The organism is Aeribacillus sp. FSL K6-3256 (genome assembly GCF_037965805.1).
Classification (GTDB): domain Bacteria; phylum Bacillota; class Bacilli; order Bacillales; family Aeribacillaceae; genus Aeribacillus; species Aeribacillus composti.
The window spans coordinates 2,035,261-2,052,784 of sequence record NZ_CP150188.1 but is presented as its reverse complement, the minus strand read 5'-3'; the positions used below and the strand labels follow the sequence as shown (position 1 = coordinate 2,052,784).

General features: G+C 41.8%; 12 protein-coding genes and 1 CRISPR repeat array. Of the genes, 9 read left to right on the top strand and 3 right to left on the bottom strand.

What is annotated here, in order from left to right; translation table 11 throughout:
• The first annotated feature begins 568 nt into the window (after positions 1-568).
• The 7 genes from NSQ84_RS09735 to NSQ84_RS09705 all read left to right on the top strand — a co-directional run bounded on the left by NSQ84_RS09735 (position 569) and on the right by NSQ84_RS09705 (position 10,282).
• Complete coding sequence (locus tag NSQ84_RS09735; RefSeq protein WP_066247455.1) at positions 569-1,876, top strand: NtaA/DmoA family FMN-dependent monooxygenase; 1,308 nt, start codon at positions 569-571, stop codon at positions 1,874-1,876.
• 882 nt (positions 1,877-2,758) lie between these two features.
• Positions 2,759-3,136, top strand: coding sequence for a DUF1801 domain-containing protein (locus tag NSQ84_RS09730; RefSeq protein ID WP_063388196.1), 378 nt, complete (start codon positions 2,759-2,761; stop codon positions 3,134-3,136).
• 1,726 nt (positions 3,137-4,862) lie between these two features.
• The gene (locus NSQ84_RS09725) at positions 4,863-5,876 is read left to right on the top strand and encodes a tripartite tricarboxylate transporter substrate binding protein (RefSeq protein ID WP_066247464.1); all 1,014 of its coding nucleotides are present in this window, start codon (positions 4,863-4,865) and stop codon (positions 5,874-5,876) included.
• A gap of 55 nt (positions 5,877-5,931) precedes the next feature.
• The gene (locus NSQ84_RS09720) at positions 5,932-6,387 is read left to right on the top strand and encodes a tripartite tricarboxylate transporter TctB family protein (RefSeq protein WP_063388193.1); all 456 of its coding nucleotides are present in this window, start codon (positions 5,932-5,934) and stop codon (positions 6,385-6,387) included.
• Positions 6,388-6,402: 15 nt separating this feature from the next.
• Positions 6,403-7,929 carry a tripartite tricarboxylate transporter permease gene (locus NSQ84_RS09715; protein ID WP_063388192.1) on the top strand — a complete coding sequence of 509 codons (1,527 nt, stop codon included), beginning with the start codon at positions 6,403-6,405 and terminating at the stop codon, positions 7,927-7,929.
• Between the two features lie 65 nt (positions 7,930-7,994).
• Positions 7,995-9,584, top strand: coding sequence for a sensor histidine kinase (locus tag NSQ84_RS09710; RefSeq protein WP_327873727.1), 1,590 nt, complete (start codon positions 7,995-7,997; stop codon positions 9,582-9,584).
• Positions 9,584-10,282, top strand: coding sequence for a response regulator (locus NSQ84_RS09705; protein ID WP_082829387.1), 699 nt, complete (start codon positions 9,584-9,586; stop codon positions 10,280-10,282). The genes NSQ84_RS09710 and NSQ84_RS09705 overlap by 1 nt, the downstream gene beginning before the upstream one ends.
• Before the next feature lie 724 nt (positions 10,283-11,006).
• Positions 11,007-11,296: a CRISPR direct-repeat array (repeat unit 30 nt; unit sequence GTTTTTATCTTAACTATGAGGAATTGAAAC).
• A gap of 259 nt (positions 11,297-11,555) precedes the next feature.
• On the opposite strand, the gene NSQ84_RS09700 is transcribed toward NSQ84_RS09705, so the two are convergent.
• The 3 genes from NSQ84_RS09700 to NSQ84_RS09690 form a co-directional block, all read right to left on the bottom strand.
• Complete coding sequence (locus NSQ84_RS09700; RefSeq protein ID WP_261308718.1) at positions 11,556-12,386, bottom strand: ABC transporter ATP-binding protein; 831 nt, start codon at positions 12,384-12,386, stop codon at positions 11,556-11,558.
• A 4-nt stretch (positions 12,387-12,390) separates the two neighbouring features.
• A complete protein-coding gene (gene cbiQ, locus NSQ84_RS09695) occupies positions 12,391-13,197 on the bottom strand; it encodes a cobalt ECF transporter T component CbiQ (protein WP_066247474.1) in 807 nt (268 codons plus the stop codon).
• 62 nt (positions 13,198-13,259) lie between these two features.
• Entirely contained in the window at positions 13,260-14,306 is a 1,047-nt protein-coding gene (locus tag NSQ84_RS09690; protein ID WP_066247476.1) for an energy-coupling factor ABC transporter permease, read from the bottom strand.
• Positions 14,307-14,945: 639 nt separating this feature from the next.
• Here NSQ84_RS09690 and NSQ84_RS09685 point away from each other — a divergent pair.
• Complete coding sequence (locus NSQ84_RS09685; protein ID WP_063388183.1) at positions 14,946-15,962, top strand: LacI family DNA-binding transcriptional regulator; 1,017 nt, start codon at positions 14,946-14,948, stop codon at positions 15,960-15,962.
• Between the two features lie 15 nt (positions 15,963-15,977).
• Entirely contained in the window at positions 15,978-17,522 is a 1,545-nt protein-coding gene (gene gntK, locus NSQ84_RS09680; protein ID WP_063388182.1) for a gluconokinase, read from the top strand.
• The last annotated feature ends 2 nt before the right edge of the window (positions 17,523-17,524 follow it).

Genomic DNA, 17,524 nt, shown 5'->3' with positions numbered 1-17,524 from the left:
TCTTTATTTCTATAGCTACTTCAAGGTCCATGTAGAATGGAAATATTGCTTCTGCTTGGATGACAATGCAAATAGTACAAAAAAAATTCTGGATTTTGTTCATGGAACGGAGGCATTTTTAGTATTATAATGAAAATGATTATCAATTTTATTAAAATAAAAATCACTTCAGCAAATTTGGTAGGTTTAGACAAGAGAGATGGACTCTGCAGACGGCAGTTGGATGGTGGACTAGACGGTGATGAGTCGGTCTTGGAGAAAACAAGGAAATACCAACGTGAATAATTTCGAAACGAAATACATTGTTTTAATCGAAACGAAACGAATCGTGATGACACGTTCCTAAAACATAAAGAAATTAGTGTTGCTGCATCGGTCAGTTCCATAAGTCTGGACGGATATTTTCCACCATTATTTAAAGAAACACAGTACGGGCCCTGCAGGTTGGGGAGAAGTGACAGCCGATATCGAAAGACATTAGAGATCAGATCACTACGACCTATTGCAGCCATACATCTGATTGGAGCATGTTCCGAGCGCAAATTACTTATAGGAAAGGGTGGTGCGATTGACAAAAGATAGACAACTTTGCATCGGGTTGTCATTGTCAACAACCTGGATGAGAGGAAATGGCTGGCGACAAGAAGATAGCGGCGTGGAAAATTTGTATTCGAGCGACTTTTATGCCAGGCTGGCGAAAATGGCAGAGAAGGCAAAGCTTGATTTTGTCTTTAAGCCTGATGCACTTTTTCTCAAAGAAGAGATGCTGGGGAATTCTCCTGCTTTTAGCAGCCTCGATCCGACGATTCTCCTTACCTCAATTGCCCGCGAAACCGATCAGATCGGGCTGGTTACGACCGTTTCCACTACCTTCAACCCGCCATACGTCGTTGCAAGACAGCTTCAGTCTTTGCATTGGATCAGCAATGGGCGTGCCGGTTGGAATATTGTAACCTCTATTGAGGGAGCCGAAAATTTCAGTAATTCCCCCATGCCGTCAACAGAAGAAAGGTATTTAAAAGCCATTGAATTCACTGATGTCGTACTCAAGCTTTGGGAGAGCTACCCGCATGAAGCGTTGATTGTTGATCGCGTTTCGGGTAAATATGCTGACAGGGAGATGGTTTCTCCAATTAATCATTCCGGTGATTTTTTCAGTGTCAAAGGGCCGCTCAATCTTCCAGCCCATAAATCAGGATCGATTCCCTTATTTCAGGCAGGTGCCTCGACTTTTGGACGAGATTTTGCCGCTTCAGTAGCGGATGCTATTTTTGCCGCAACACCAGACATTGCTTCAGGCATCGAATTGCGTGAAGATTTGAGGAGACGAGCGAGGAAGCACGGGCGCCGTCCGGATGCGATCCGAGTTTTGCCAGGACTGTATTTTTTCTTAGGCAAGACCCGGGACGAAGCGCTCGATTTGCACAGAGAGGCGCATGCACGTATGAGCATTGCACATAGATATGCAGCCGTCAAATCCATTCTAGGCATTGATATTAGCCATCTGCCTTTGGATCAGCCAGTAACTGCCGATTTGCTTCCCGACCCGAATCAGCCAGTACGAAGTCAAACACACGCTGATCTGTTGCGCAGGCTGATCATGCATCAGCAGCCTACAGTGGAAGAGCTGTTGTCAAGGCCAGAGGTTGTCGGATCCGCACATTGGGTGGTCGTCGGAACGGCTGAGGATGCACTGAGAGAAATTACAGAGTGGTTTGAAGCCGGTGCAATGGACGGATTTATAGCTCTTCCAGGCGGTTCGATAAAATCTTTGCAATTATTCTTCGATGAGCTGATTCCAATGCTGGTCGAAAAAGGTTTGTTCAGGAGCGAATATAAGGGTTGTACCTTGCGTGAGCATTTAGGTATAACATAGGTCTTAAATTTGCAATGAAGTGTTTAAAATTTGGAGGTTTACTAGAGACTATATGAAATTTAATTGATAGTATTGCCTCAACTTGTGTTTACAATTAGATGAGATGATGAAAAAGTCATAAAACTTGTCTTTAGATGCTTTAAAAGCAACAAACACACGTTATGGAAGTAATTCCGAACGTGTGTTTTTTAATTTAAAAGTTTTTTAGTAGGGTTAAATGTCCATGGCACAAAAAACTTATCAAGACATTTGTTAAATGTTCAAAGAGTTGCTTAAAAACTATAACGGTTTATTAAAGGGCAGATTGTTGAGAAGGCATTAGGAACTTACTAGAGCAACGATATCCTTGGTAATTGGGAGTACATCTGGGACTGGCGGGACCGGGAGAAGAGGTTCAGAAGGGAGCCCACGGACTGAGGGGGATGAATCCAATCAGCGCACATCCACCTGCTATCTACCGGATGAAAAAACGGAGAATGTACTGGAGACAAAGGGGTGGCGAAGTTAGGGTCAAAATCATCTAGGGGATCATGAATCAGACGTGAAGGGCAGACAAAGGAGCGTCCGTAAGCAGTAGGAAGCCGAGAAGACCCGTCAAGATGTCCGCAATATTGTATCAGAGAACCCGACCATTGATCAGGGTGTGTAGCGGTATACAGTCCAATTCAAGCGGAGCGGGACGATTGCGGAAGGTCACCCATAATGGCAAACATTACTGAGACTTCCAAAAAATCATTGGCTGTGGTGTACTAGATGAGGACGTCTGAAATATTGATCCGATAACCATCCTGAGAAAATCTTGACACATATCATTAACGGTAGTTTTGCTTAAAACTAGAAAATAAGATAAGATAAAAAAAAGATTTTTATGGAGGATTGACAATGCAATACGATGCTAAAACCCCAAAAGAATATATTGAACTGCTAGACGACGACTGGAGAAAAGAGAAGCTCCTAATTGTAAGACAATTTATATTAGAAAATGCGCCTGAACTCGAGGAGGGCATCCAATACAAGATGCTATGTTATGGCAGCGGGCCCTCAAAATTATTCCATTTGAATGCTCAAAAATCTTATGTGAGTCTATACGTGGGCAATATTGAGAAAATAGAAAATTCCAAGGAGTTGCTGACCGGATTGGATTATGGAAAAGGATGTATACGCATAAAAAAGTCAGTTGATTTGCATAATAGCGGACTTGAAGATTTTGTGAAAAAGACGATCGATACTTGGAGAGCCGGTGGCGATACTTCTTGTTAGAACATTTAGAATAAGAAAAGTGTTCGTTGTATTCTCCATCAAAATTCGTAACAAACTTTTATGAACCTACATTAATAGCCTTTATGGATAGATTTTATTGGAAAAGATGCACTTTCGGAAATTTTCTGGGAGGGATCGAATTGGAATTCGAGTAGAGAATCCGCATGATTGAGGAACCATTCAAAGCTCTGCCTTTGTGCGGAGAAAAAGGGGTTGATTTGCCTATTTTTAAGGGAACCTATAATAGATATAGATAATGTAAAAAATAGAGGGTGAATCTGCCAACTTTTTTCTTTAATCGATATTCGATAAGGAATGTTTCCTCGTATTTTTATCCCATCGCCATGCGTTTGACCTTTTTCTGTCATTTCATGAAGGATGGACAGGTTTCGGTAAGTATGCCATTCTTTATTTGGAGGCCGGAATTGTAATTAAGTAAGAGGTGTTAAATCAAGTTCCAAATAATAGAATTGTTGATCGGTACATGTGGAACACCTGTTTTAAACATAATAAGATTTGTCGTCGATCTCCAATCGTGCAAAAATCTCAGGGGATCGACGACTTTTTCAAATCTTCATTGAGCCCATGCAAATCAAAGGATTGATAAAATGTACCTCCTTCGCTAAAATGAAAATAACTAATCAACCACTTTAAACCAAATACATATCTAACAACCATTTTTGGGGTTTTTATCTTAACTATGAGGAATTGAAATTCGTAAAAATCGAGCAAAGCGCGTAAATTTGCTGTCGTTTTTATCTTAACTATGAGGAATTGAAATACCATGTCTCGATTATTAATTTTGCTAACCATTGACCCGTTTTTATCTTAACTATGAGGAATTGAAGCCCTGTTGTGGATGGCGCAATTTCCGCCCAAAATATGCTTTTATTTTAAACTATGAAGAAAAACTTTAAACAAAAAAGCACGGCCAATGTGAAGTGACCCATGTCAAGTAGACAGGAACATTTTTATCCATCTTTCAGTATTGAAGTATTTTCATGATATACAAGCCATACTTTTTCAAGAAAAAGAAATCACATATCTATTTTTATAGCGATCATCTCTACAATCCAGCAGGAAATTATGCACAGACTTGTGAAAGATAACGGCCAATCTTATAAAAAATGTATTCAAAAGTGATAGCTTCAAAACTATGAAATTCGTAAGTAAAAGAAAGCGAAAGAATGGAATACCATGAAAGACGAGGAAACTCGTCCGGATCGTACCAAACGGGAAGAAAGAAGTTAAACTGCAGCCAATCGAATGCTAGACGAAAAAAACTGTAGAGCGCATATGAATCCATATTCAAAAATCCTTCAACGCTTAAATGTTTCATTTCCGACAAAGTCGTCCGGGTTGCGTTCTCCAATCCGCAAACTTGGGACGAATAATCATTTGATCGGATCAGCCGTGTAATATTATGCGGTTTAACCGAAGGAATTGCTCCGTTATTTCTGTTACTTATAAAACGACAAGTAAACCGTCACCTTACAACAAACTATTCAAAAATCCAGAGTAGACGAGGCTCTATTTGAGAAGAAGGCCATCCTTTTGTAATTTAACCTGTTCTTTGCCACATCAGTCGGGGACAGGTTTTTTTCTATTTTTATGAACAAAATGCACATAATTATTTTTATTTGCAAAAAAACATTATTCAGAAAATTGCTGCTATAATACCTTTGAAAATGTAAACGCTGTCAAAAAACAAGGGGGTACTGTTGAAATGAAAAAGTGGTGGTTCTTTCTAGTGATGGGGATTGTCGCGGTGATGCTGGCGGCTTGCGGAAGTACTGCGACGACAAAATCATCTAACAAACAAGAAAATTATCCAACAAAACCGATTATGTTTGTCGCTCCTTCAGGTGCTGGGGGCGGCTGGGATTTAACAGCAAGAGCGATTACGAAAATATTGGATGAAACAAATCTAGTGAAGCAAACGATGACGGTAGAGAATAAACCGGGCGGTGGAGGAACCGTGTTTATGGCGGAATATGCGACGCAAGATAAAAACAATGATTATAAGCTGTTTGTCAACTCCCCGCCGATCATTATTAACAACTTAAAAGCGGAAGGAAACAGTCCATATGGTTATAAAGATACAACACCGCTTGCCCAACTAACCAAAGATTTTGGAGCGATCGTGGTCAGAGCGGATTCGAAATTTCAGTCGATGTCTCAATTATTGGATGCGATTAAGCAAAATCCGAAATCGGTGACGGTTGCCGGCGGATCTGCACCAGGATCTATGGATCATTTGGTTGCGATTCTTCCTATTTATAAATCCGGTATCGATCCGAAAATAGTGAAATACGTGTCGTACGATGGCGGAGGGGAAGCAATTGCAGCGCTGCTTGGCGGAAATACCGATGTCATTGCAACCGATGCTTCTTCTGTCGGGGAATATGTAAAAGCAGGAAAAGTGCGGGTGCTTGCTGTCTCAGCGCCGGAACGTCTTGGCGGTGTTTTGAAAGATGCACCGACGTTAAAAGAGCTTGGCATTGATGCGGAATTTACAATTTGGCGCGGCGTCTTTGGTCCAAAACAAATGTCTGACGATGCGAAAAAGTTTTGGGAAAATACATTCAAAAAATTGTCTGAGCATGAAAAATGGAAAGAGGAGTTAACAAAACAAGGCTGGGAGCCTGAATACAAAGGTTCCAAAGAATTTACACAATTTTTACAAGAACAAGAACAGCTTATTAGCGACATGCTAAAATCGCTCGGAATGCATAAGTAAGTGAACGGGGGAGAGAATTCTTCCCCATCTTTATAACAAGAACGGAGGGATGTGAGTGAGTAAAACGTTTGATCGCATTGCTGCCATCACCTTTTTGGCCGTTGGAGCTTTGTTTATGGTGGAAAGTCTGCGAATCTCGAAAAGTGCGTATGGGAGTGCCGTCGGACCAAACGTGTTTCCATTTTTGCTAGGACTTATTCTTGTGTTATTAAGCATTAAACTGCTCTTCGAAACAGCAAAATATGCGCACTCAGAAAGCGAAAAGCTGCCGCTGCAATATAAAAAGTTTTTCATCATTTTACTTGCCGCCGTTTTCTATGCCGCTTTATTAGAAACAGTCGGCTATGTGATTACCACTTTTGTCTTTCTTGTTATTGGATTTCAGGCAATGGAAAAAGGTGGGCTGTGGAAATCGGTGTTGTTTGCCGCTTGTTTTTCTCTGGGGGTATACGGGCTATACGTCAAGCTGTTGCAAGGAACGTTGCCTAGCTGGCCAATTTGGTTGCAGTAAAGGAGGTGGAAAAGTTTGGATGCATTGACATTTTTAATTGATGGCTTTCAGACCGCATTGCAGCCGCACAATCTGTTTTTCGCCTTTCTTGGAGTGCTCATCGGAACGGCGGTAGGAGTGCTGCCAGGAATTGGGCCGATGAGCGGGGTAGCGCTGCTCATCCCGGTAACCGCTTCAATGACGTCCGGTCTTGACCCAGCTCAAGCGGCGACAAGCTCGATTATTTTGCTTGCTGGTGTTTATTACGGAGCGATGTACGGCGGTTCGACAACATCGATTTTATTAAATACGCCTGGAGAATCCTCCTCTGTTGTAACGACATTGGACGGTTATCAAATGGCAAAGCAGGGAAGGGCGGGGGCAGCTTTAGCGATTGCGGCGATCGGTTCATTTGTCGCCGGGCTCGTTTCCTTAATTGCCCTTGTGCTGTTGGCAGAGCCGCTTTCCAATGTAGCGTTGAAATTCGGCCCAGCGGAATATTTTTCCTTAATGCTTCTCGGATTGGCTGCTGTCAGTGGACTGGCGGGAAACTCGATGACAAAAGCGTGGATGATGACTGTTTTCGGCTTATTACTTTCGACCATTGGTCTTGATAATGTATCAGGTGTGGCACGGTTTACGTATAACATTTCGTTTCTATACGGGGGCTTGGAATTTTTAACGGTAGCGGTCGGTTTGTTTGCCTTAGGAGAAGTATTCAAAGCCATTCTTCATAAGGAGAAAAATGACGGCGAAATCGCAAAAATCGGCCGCATCCTTCCGTCGAAAGCAGAAGCAAAAGAAAGCGTGGGTCCGATTGCGCGCGGATCGCTGCTAGGCTTTTTCGTCGGCGTATTGCCGGGAGCAGGGGCGACGCTCGCCTCGTTTTTCTCATATATCATGGAAAAGAAATTAAGCAAAACGCCTGAAAAATTCGGAAAGGGAACGATTGCCGGCGTGGCGGCGCCGGAATCAGCGAACAATGCCGCTTCAGGAGGGGCGATGATTCCGCTGTTGACGCTCGGAATCCCTGGCTCTGGGACGACGGCGATTTTAATGGGTGCGTTAATTATGTATAACGTCCAGCCGGGTCCTCTTCTTTTCGACGAACATCCAGATGTTGCATGGGGGCTTATTGCCAGCATGTTTATCGGCAATGTGATGCTGCTTATTTTAAACATGCCTCTTGTCAAAATATTTGCTAAAATTATTGAAACCCCGACTAAATATTTGCTGCCGCTTATTGTTGCGATTTCGGTTTTCGGTGTTTATGCGGTGCAAGTCACAATATTTGATGTGTTTCTACTCATTGGGTTTGGCCTTTTAGGCTATTTGCTGGCACAACATGACTTTCCCCTTGCTCCGCTTGTATTAGGGCTGGTACTTGGTCCGATGATCGAAAATAACATGCGAAGAGCACTTACAGCGTCGAATGGCGATTTTATGGTGTTTTTTGAAAAACCAATCTCACTTGTACTGCTGATCATAGCGTTTTTATGGATTGTTGTGCCATTTATCATGAAATTAAAAGGGAAGTCGATTATTGTAAATGAAGATATGTAATAAGGGAAAGACTATTGCCTTTTGGCGGATAGTCTTTCTCTATTTTTAGTCAAGGAGAGAGAAAAATGAAGCTGCAAACGCGACTGGTGATCATTATTTGTTCATTGCTTTTATTTGTTATTATTTTTCTTTCCTTTTTGTTTCAGTACATGCTTGCGGCAACACTGAAAGAACAAATCGGAATGCGGGCGCTGAATGTAGCAGAAACGGTGGCCGCTACGCCGCACATTCGGAACGCTTTTAAACAGCCGAACCCTCATCAACAAATTCAGTCGTTTGCAGAAATGATTCGTCGAAAAACAGGCGCAGAGTACGTTGTCGTGGGAAACAGACAAGGAATTCGTTACGCCCATCCGCTCCCAGATCGAATTGGGAAGAAGATGGTCGGGGGAGATAATCACGAGGTGCTTAAAGGAAAAGCGATTATTTCTGAAGCGGTTGGTTCGCTCGGTCCGGCGATACGCGGAAAAGCACCGATTTTCAATGAGCAGGGAAATGTGGTGGGCATCGTATCGGTAGGCTTTTTGCTGGAAGATATTGAGGATATCGTTTGGTCATATACCTCAAACATTTTTTTATTTTCTATCCTTGCTCTATTGCTAGGGATTATTGGAGCGGTTGTTATTGCCAAAACGGTAAAAAAATCGATTCATGGATTGGAACCGAAAGAAATCGGGCTATTATACCAAGAAAAGCAGGCGATTTTAGAAGCGATTCGTGAAGGAATTGTTGCTGTGAATCAGGAAGGAATCATTACAATGGTCAATAAAACGGCGATGACGCTGTTAGGGTATAAAAGAGAACAAGATGTGCTAGGAAAATATATTTTACATATTATTCCTCATTCTAGGCTGTTAGAAGTAATTCGAACAGGTGAAGCAGAATATGATGACGAAATGATATTAGGTGAAGAAACGATCATTACTAATCGCATTCCGATTGTTGATAAAAAAGAAAACGTCATTGGGGCGGTATCGACATTTCGCAATAAGTCGGAACTGTACCGATTGACAAAAGAGCTTTCCCAGCTAAAAAGCTATGCCGAAGCACTGCGGGCGCAGACACATGAATTTTCCAATAAATTATATCTTATTTCTGGATTGATTCAGCTGGAATCTTATGAAGAAGCGTTGGAACTCATTACAAAAGAAACAAACATGCAGCAGGATATCGTTCGTTTTGTGATGAAAGAAGTACCTGACCCGATTGTTGGAGGGCTGTTAATCGGAAAATTTAACCGAGCTAATGAGCTGAAAATTCAATTTGATATTGATCGGCAAAGCAGCTTTAAAGATATTCCGAAACAATTGGACCGCGATCATCTTGTTACGATTATCGGCAATATTATTGATAATGCCATGGAGGCGGCATTGCACAATGGGCGTGACCAAAAGCGGGTCAACGTCTTTTTAACCGATCTTGGCGACGATCTAATCATTGAAGTGGAAGATAACGGAACGGGTATTCAGGAAGAGATTGCTGAACAAATATTTGAACGGGGATTTTCCACCAAGGGGAAAGCACAGAGAGGATACGGTCTGGATTTAGTAAAAAATTCGTTAAAGGTGCTTGGAGGGCACATTACTTATCAATCAGAGCGAGAAAAAGGAACCGTTTTTACCGTTATCATTCCGAAGCAACGGGAGGAATTATGATGGAATACACTATTCAAGTGCTCATTGTCGAAGATGATAAACGTATTGCCGAAATTAACCGCCGCTTTGTTGAAAAAGTAGAAGGATATAAAGTGGTCGGGATTGCCACAAACGAACAGGAAGGGAAAGAACTGATAGAAGTGCTGCAACCCGATTTAGTGCTGCTGGACATTTATTTTCCTGATATGAATGGGATTCAATTTTTAAAATGGATTCGCGAGCATTTTGCAAATATCGATATTATTATGATTACAGCTGCCAGAGAAATTGATACATTAAAGCAAGCGATGCATGGTGGAGTGTTTGACTATATTATCAAGCCGATTATGCTCGACCGTTTTACCGAAACATTGGTGAAATACAAAGAATATTTTTATAAAATGCATGAACTGATGAAGGAAAAAGAATTGATTGGACAGGAGGAAATCGATCAATTAATTCGACGGGAACGTACCTTTGGAGACGCAGAAGGGGAACTGCCAAAAGGAATTCACCGATTGACATTGGAGAAAGTGCTGGCGGTAGTGAAGCAATATCGAGACGGCATTACAGCGGAAGAAGTAGGGAAACTTATTGGCGCGAGCCGAACGACATCAAGAAGATATTTAGAATATCTTGTTTCCATTTCTCAAGTGACAGCTGACATTTTGTACGGCTCTGTTGGAAGGCCGGAGAGAATTTACAAGCTAAAACGATAGGGAGGAAGACAGCTTAGATGTTTTTATTCTGATTTTGCTTGATGTCATTTTACCGATATTTTGCTTGCAGGTATTTGCGGTTCCCATCGTTGCTGTTTTTTACGGTTTTCAGACGCCTTCTTCTTTCGCCGGCGCGGCGATTGCCGCTATGATTATGTTTGTATTGCATCTTGGTGGAGTGGAGTGATTACTTAATCGTTATTCATCGGTAGGCCGTATCCTTGCTCCAGAAACACGGCGTTTTATGCGTTGAAGATGGTCTCACTCTCACCGCAAATGAGTGAGAAGGATAAACCCAGAACACAGCGTTTTATCCGTGGAATATGGACACTACCGGATGATGCCGCTTAAGCGTATTGATTTCAATACTGTTTAGTTCAGAGACCGTGACGATGATGGTCTATCTCTCTAACCATTCAATGGAAATAACAAACGGCATGAACTTCTAGTTCGGCCGTTTGCTCTATTAAAACAGATGGATCAGGTAAAATATTTCAGATAAAACACGGATTTGATTGTTGGCCTGCAAACGTGGAAAGCCTGTTTTAAATGAAAATTGTCGTCGACCCCCAATCATGCAAAAATCCTGGGGGATCGACGACTCTTTCTAATCTCCAATGAGCCCACGCAAATCAAAGGATTGATAAAATGTAACTCTTTCGCTAAAATATAAATAACTCATAAATCATTTTAAACTAAATACTTATATAACAGTGATTTTTTGGGTTTTTATCTTAACTATGAGGAATTGAAACCCAAGCAAGGCGTACCGGATATCTTAGCCTGTATCGTTTTTATCTTAACTATGAGGAATTGAAACAAATCTCTCCTTTGTTTTTCGTTTTTTTATTTCCGTTTTTATCTTAACTATGAGGAATTGAAACATCGTAGGATGATCCGCACATCCAAATCATCCAACGTTTTTATCTTAACTACGAGGAATTGAAACGATCCCCTTGTCCGTCCATATCAATTGCCAATACTATTTTTATCTTAACTATGAAGAAAAATTTTAACCAAAAAAGCACGGCCTATGCGGTCGTGCTTCATCATTTTTATAATCGGGGAAACGGATATAAGTTAAGTTCGGAACATCAATGAGCCAGCCGATGTTTTTTGTGAAAGTGATGTCGGAGCGGGGGGCATGGAACATCAAAATAAACGAGAGAATATTTTGATCGTTCTCGTCAGATTAGGCAGTGCTTATTTCATAAGGTCAACTGCTTCGAAATAGTTGAATTTATTTGAGCTTCTTCAAATTTCAAAAGCAATCTCATTCTCCGGTCAATCGCAATTCTTTTTTGGCTTCTTTGTCGACTACAATTTTCTCATGGATATATCCGAATTTGTCTTTTGAAGTTCCGCAAACAGGACAATTTTGAAGTGAAAGAGGTAATTCCAAGCCACAGCTATTCAGCAGATCTTCATTGGATAAAATGTCCACTGCGGTTCCATCTGCAGCTATTTCTCCTTTTTTTATCACAATAATCCTTTTACAGGTTTCAAGTACCATGTCCAAATCGTGGCTGGTAATTATTTTTGTATGTTCAAAGCTTTTTAACAAATCAATTATTCTCCGTCTTGATTTTGGATCCAGGCCAGAAGTTGGCTCATCCATGATCAATACATCAGGTTGCATGGATAAAACGGATGCAATTGCGGCAGATCGTTTTTCTCCTCCTGATAGTTTATAGGGGGCTCGGTCTCTCAAATGAGGTATTCCAACCTTCTCCAGTGCCTGCATCACCCGTCTCTCCACGTCTTCCTCTTCCAGCTTATAATTTCGTGGTCCAAAGGCAACGTCTTCATAAACAGTAGTCATGAACAATTGGTCGTCAGGGTCCTGAAAAACCATTCCCAATCTTTGGCGAATCATCGGTAATGTCTTTTTGGTTACACGCACATCTCCTACCAGCACTTCTCCGCCATCCGGAAAATAAACTCCCATCAACAGCATTAGCAGCGTAGACTTCCCAGCACCATTTGCACCAATGATTCCGACTGATTCACCATGATAAATGGAAAAAGACATATTTTTAATTGCTTTATGTCCATCCGGATACGAAAAATGCAGATTCCTCACTTCAATTTTATGATGACTCATCCTATCAAATCACTCCTGTAAACAATGACCCTATCAATACAGGTATGTTGTAAATTCTTGCAATAATAAAAAATAGACTCCATCCGGCAAAATAGGCAAGATCTTTAAAGCTTAGTTTTGCAATATCTCCTGTATAATACTCTCCTGTAAAGCCTCTTAAATTCATTGCTTGATATACCCGCTCTGCTCTTTCAAAAGTCCTGAGCAATATTTGTCCGGCAAAAGAGCCCCAAGCGCTCCACTTTAATCCCTTTTGTCCTGGCTCCCTAAGTGAATACGCCCTTATCATCCTAGAAACCTCTTCGATCAGCACCGATATATATCGATATGTTAATAGAAGCTGTAAGACAAAAATCTTAGGTATTTTGAGCATCCGCAAAGCTGCAGCAAACCGATCCATCCCTGTGGTTGCAATGAGTAAAATGCTGGCTGTCACTGTTAAACTGCATTTTATTAAAATGGATAAAAAAGTAACCCAACCTTTTGAAATGGCAATTCCACCAAACAGCACTTTAGATTGATCAAACAATGGATTTAATATTCCAATTCCGATAATGAAAGGTTCAATAAGCAATATCATTTTTAAAATTGGTGCAACTGGTAGCTCTGCAAAAGCAAAAATTAGTATAGGATAAATAATAAAAGGAAAAAGACCAATTGTTTCATACCTTTCAAATGATACAACCACAGTCAAATAGACGACTGTGGTTAACAGCTTTATTAGTGGATGAATTCTGTGTATAAAGGTCTCTTTTCGCGCCAGATCATCCAGAAGCCTCATATTAGACAGCGAATTTATCATGTTCGACATTTACATCCATTCCTATTATATATTTTTAATAAACTAAAGGGAGGGCCCCACCATAAAAATGATCAAGCGGTCGTTTTTATTTTTTTCCTTTTAATCAACATGATGACCCACCCTGTGAATACGGCTAATGCAAGAGTCAATGCTCCTCCTACTATACCCGAAACGCTTGTCCCAGCATTAACAGCAGGCCACGCATTTTCAGCTTGTCCAGCTGTTTTTTCATTTTCACTTGCTTTAAAATCATAATCAGGCAATAATGCTGTTTTGCTTTGAATTTCAGAGAGTGTTTCATGAATGCCGTCAGGAGCTTCCAATTCTGCCGTACCTGCTGTTTTTTCGATAGACCATTCCAGTCCGTCAGGATTAGCGGATGCAAACCAAGAAAACAAACCGCCAACCACAACTACAGCGATTGAAAGGGCTGTCAATACTTTCTTCATAGATATATTGCCAAAGGCTTCCTCGTTTGCTGCTTTTTCCAAAATGTCAGGTCTAGCCCTCCATACGAAGGTAATGATTGCTGCGGTCACCAGCCCTTCAACTATTCCGATCGCAAGGTGAATCGGCTGCATTAACAATACGAATTTCTCAAAGGGCAATTCGGTTTTTCCTGATAAAAGAGTCTCAAGGACAACGCTAAAAGCACCCAATTGGAGAGCAACCAGTGCTGAAGCCATCGAACCAGCAAAAATCCTTTTGGAAGTAATCCCTTTACGTGTAAACCATTTATATATGAATGGATATGCTATAAAGCACGTATAAAAACCAAGGTTAAATACGTTGCAGCCATAAGCAAGCAATCCGCCGTCACCAAAGAACAATGCCTGTATCAACAAAATCGAAGCCATCGTTAAAAATCCCGCATAAGGACCTAATAATATTGCCAGCAGCATTCCTCCTCCGAGGTGTCCGCTTGAACCAGTGCCTGGTATTGAAAAATTAATCATTTGTGCTGCAAAAACAAATGCTCCCATCACTCCCATTAAAGGAATTTTCTTTTCATCCAGCTCATTCTGGAGTTTTTTGATTGAATAAGCTGCAACTCCAGCAGTAGTTGCCAGCATGGTTCCACCAACAGCTGGTGAAATCAAGGCATCTGCCATGTGCATCATATTCACCCCTTTGTAACATTATTTTTAGAATTTTTAAAATAATTTGTAAGTCGAGCGTATCACGGTTTGACAAGAATGGTCAAGAGAATGTTAAGTTACACGACTTTCAATGGTCAGAAATGTTCAGCTTTGTTGAACGCGATTTGTTTTTATTCAGCAATTACAATCTTTTGCTATCCAGCCTTTTCTCACTATCCGGCTTCTGGATTTGAAACGGGGGAGGAGATGGATTTTTACTGGTAATCATGTTGTTTTCGGCTCATCGTTAAGGGTCAACTAGTATCGCAGATTTTTTGTGCCGGGTCATAGATGTCGAAAATTACATTTTTATGATCACTGTTGCGTACAGCCGGTAATTCCGTCAATGTTTTGCGAAGTTTTTTTCTTATCGGCGATTAATGAATCTATCCATATAAACGGGCAGTTTTTTTAAAATTGGATTTGTCCGCATTTAACAGGTTCACAAAAATATCAATTTATTTACAACGTTTGGAAGCTAGATATGTTGATTTTTAAAGAAAAAATTTTAACAAAATAATTTTAAAACGATTTCATTTTGTTTTATAATTTTACTAAACCGGTTTATGAAAACGCTTATAAATACTAAATCGATTTAGTAATGAAAGAGGGATCCCTTTGAAGAAAGTTACGATGGCTGACGTCGCAAAGTTGGCGGATGTCTCGAAAAGCACGGTGTCGCAATATTTAAATAAACGCTATGAATATATGAGCGAGGAAACGAGAAAACGAATTGCCATGGCGATTAAGGAATTGGGATATCAACCGAATATTATCGCCCGCAGCTTAAAACAGAAAACAACGATGACAATCGGAGTGGTCGTCTTCAACATTATGCATATGCTTACGACGCAAGTGCTGCATGCGATTGAGGAAGAGTGCCAAGAGCGGGGTTTCCATGTTATCGTCTCTAATTCCGATGATGATCCGGAGAAAGAAAAGAAATATATTGAGATGCTGCGGGCAAAACAAGTCGATGGTTTGATTATTTTTCCAACAGGAAAAAACGCTGATATATATCAAAAATTACTTGAAGAACGGTTTCCGCTTGTGTTTGTCGATCGGATGGTTCCGGAGGTTAAAGCGGACGCAGTTCTGCTTGATAATCAAAAGGCTGCTGAATTGGCGGTCGAATATTTTGCTGAGCGTGGTTACGAACACATCGGAATTGTCACTCCGCCGCTTGTTTCCCATATCGTTCCGAGGATGGAGCGCATTGAAGGATTTCGGCAAGCGTTAGTAAAAAAGGGACTTCCAGTTGTTGACGATTATTTTATCACAACGGAGATCCCGCGTATTCAAAAAGAATTGACAAGGTTGTATGAATCCGGCCGCTTGCCGGAAGCATTGTTTGCGATCAATGATTTAACATTGATGGAAGTTTTGTATTTTATTAAAGGAAATCATATTAATACTCCTGACGAATTGGCGATCATCAGCATTGACGATGTGCCGTTTGCCCATGTTTATACGCCGACGTTGACGACGATCTCGCAGCCGACGTTTGCCATGGGGAAAAAAGCGGCAGAACGGCTTTTTTTGCAAATCGCCAAAAAAAGCGAGCATCAACCGCAAGTTTTTCGTTTTTCGCCTACGTTTATCGAACGAGGATCGGTAAAGGAAAAAACATCATAGAAAGAGGGAGCAGACATGGAAGCAAAACAACCAGTTGTAATTGGTGTCGATATCGGAACGACGAGCACAAAAGCGGTGGCGTTTGGCGAACAGGGGCGGACGCTAGCCTCCCACGCAATTGATTATCCAATAATACAGCAGCATCCAGGCTGGGCGGAGCAGGATCCGGAGGAGATTTTCGCAGCTGTTGTGAAAACTGTAAACGCTGTTATTTCTAAGTTAAAAATTCCTTCTAGCCAAGTGAAGGCGATCGGATTCAGCGCGGCGATGCATTCATTAATGGCGCTTGATGTATCAGGACGCCCGCTTACCCGCTGCATAATTTGGGCCGATAACCGCAGTGTCGGACAAGCGGAGCGGCTTTTGGATGAATTAAGCGGCATAAGCATTTACAAACGGACTGGAACCCCGATTCATCCGATGTCCCCGCTTCCAAAATTGCTTTGGCTGAAAGAGGAACAGCCTGATTTATTCCGTCAGACGCACAAATTTGTATCGATGAAAGAATATGTGCTGTATCAATTATATGGCCAATATGTTGTCGACTATTCGATCGCCTCAGCAACGGGTCTGTTCCGCTTAGATACGCTTGATTGGGATGAGGATGTTCTTAAACTTCTCGGAATGACAAGAGCGCAGTTATCGAGCTTGGTGCCAACGACGCACATATTGCGGGGGATGAGGAAAGAATGGGCTGAGCAAATGGGCTTGGATCCGAACGTCCCTGTCGTTGTCGGAGCTAGTGACGGGGTGCTCGCTAATGTCGGCGTCGGAGCGATTTTGCCCGGGGAGGCGGCGATTACGATAGGAACAAGCGGCGCGGTGCGGACGATTTCCCCAATTCAAAAAACAGATGAAAAAGGGCGGACGTTTTGTTATGCGCTTACACCAAATCATTGGGTCGTTGGCGGGCCGACGAACAATGGCGGTATTTTGCTGCGTTGGCTGCGTGACGAATTTGGCAGCCCAGAGCGCGAAGTGGCGAAAAGGCTCGGCATTGATCCATATGAACTGCTGACAAAGTACGCTGAAAGAGTTCCAGCAGGTTCAGAAGGATTGCTGTTTCTTCCATTTTTGTCTGGCGAACGTGCACCGTACTGGAATGCGAACGCAAGAGGGACTTTTTTCGGCATCAGCCTCCGTCATAAGCGGGAGCATTTTATTCGCTCGGTGATGGAAGGGGTATGTATGAGCGTCTTTTCTGTCGCTCTGGCGATTCGCGATGTCACAGGGCCGCTGTCGGAAATCCGCGTATCTGGCGGTTTTGCGAAATCTCCGTTTTGGCGGCAAATGCTTGCCGATATGATGGGAAAAGAGCTGTTAGTACCGGAAACGCACGAGGCGTCTGCGCTAGGCGCTGCAGCATTGGCATTGTATGCGCTTGGCGATATTCCATCGCTTGATACGGTGAAAACGTGGATTCATATTTTATCACGCCATGTGCCAAATGAAGAAAATACGCTTATTTATTCCGAACTATTTGATATATATACACGATTATATGATCGCTTAAAGGATGAGTTTGATGTGATTGCTTCTTTCCAGCGTAGAAATGGATAGCT

Coding starts and splice junctions, on each gene's coding strand:
- NSQ84_RS09730 (WP_063388196.1), top strand. CDS start 2,759: ATGCAATACGATGCTAAAACCCCAAAAGAATATATTGAACTGCTAGAC.
- NSQ84_RS09725 (WP_066247464.1), top strand. CDS start 4,863: ATGAAAAAGTGGTGGTTCTTTCTAGTGATGGGGATTGTCGCGGTGATG.
- NSQ84_RS09710 (WP_327873727.1), top strand. CDS start 7,995: ATGAAGCTGCAAACGCGACTGGTGATCATTATTTGTTCATTGCTTTTA.
- NSQ84_RS09705 (WP_082829387.1), top strand. CDS start 9,584: ATGGAATACACTATTCAAGTGCTCATTGTCGAAGATGATAAACGTATT.
- NSQ84_RS09700 (WP_261308718.1), bottom strand. CDS start 12,386: ATGAGTCATCATAAAATTGAAGTGAGGAATCTGCATTTTTCGTATCCG.
- cbiQ (WP_066247474.1), bottom strand. CDS start 13,197: ATGTCGAACATGATAAATTCGCTGTCTAATATGAGGCTTCTGGATGAT.
- NSQ84_RS09690 (WP_066247476.1), bottom strand. CDS start 14,306: ATGCACATGGCAGATGCCTTGATTTCACCAGCTGTTGGTGGAACCATG.
- gntK (WP_063388182.1), top strand. CDS start 15,978: ATGGAAGCAAAACAACCAGTTGTAATTGGTGTCGATATCGGAACGACG.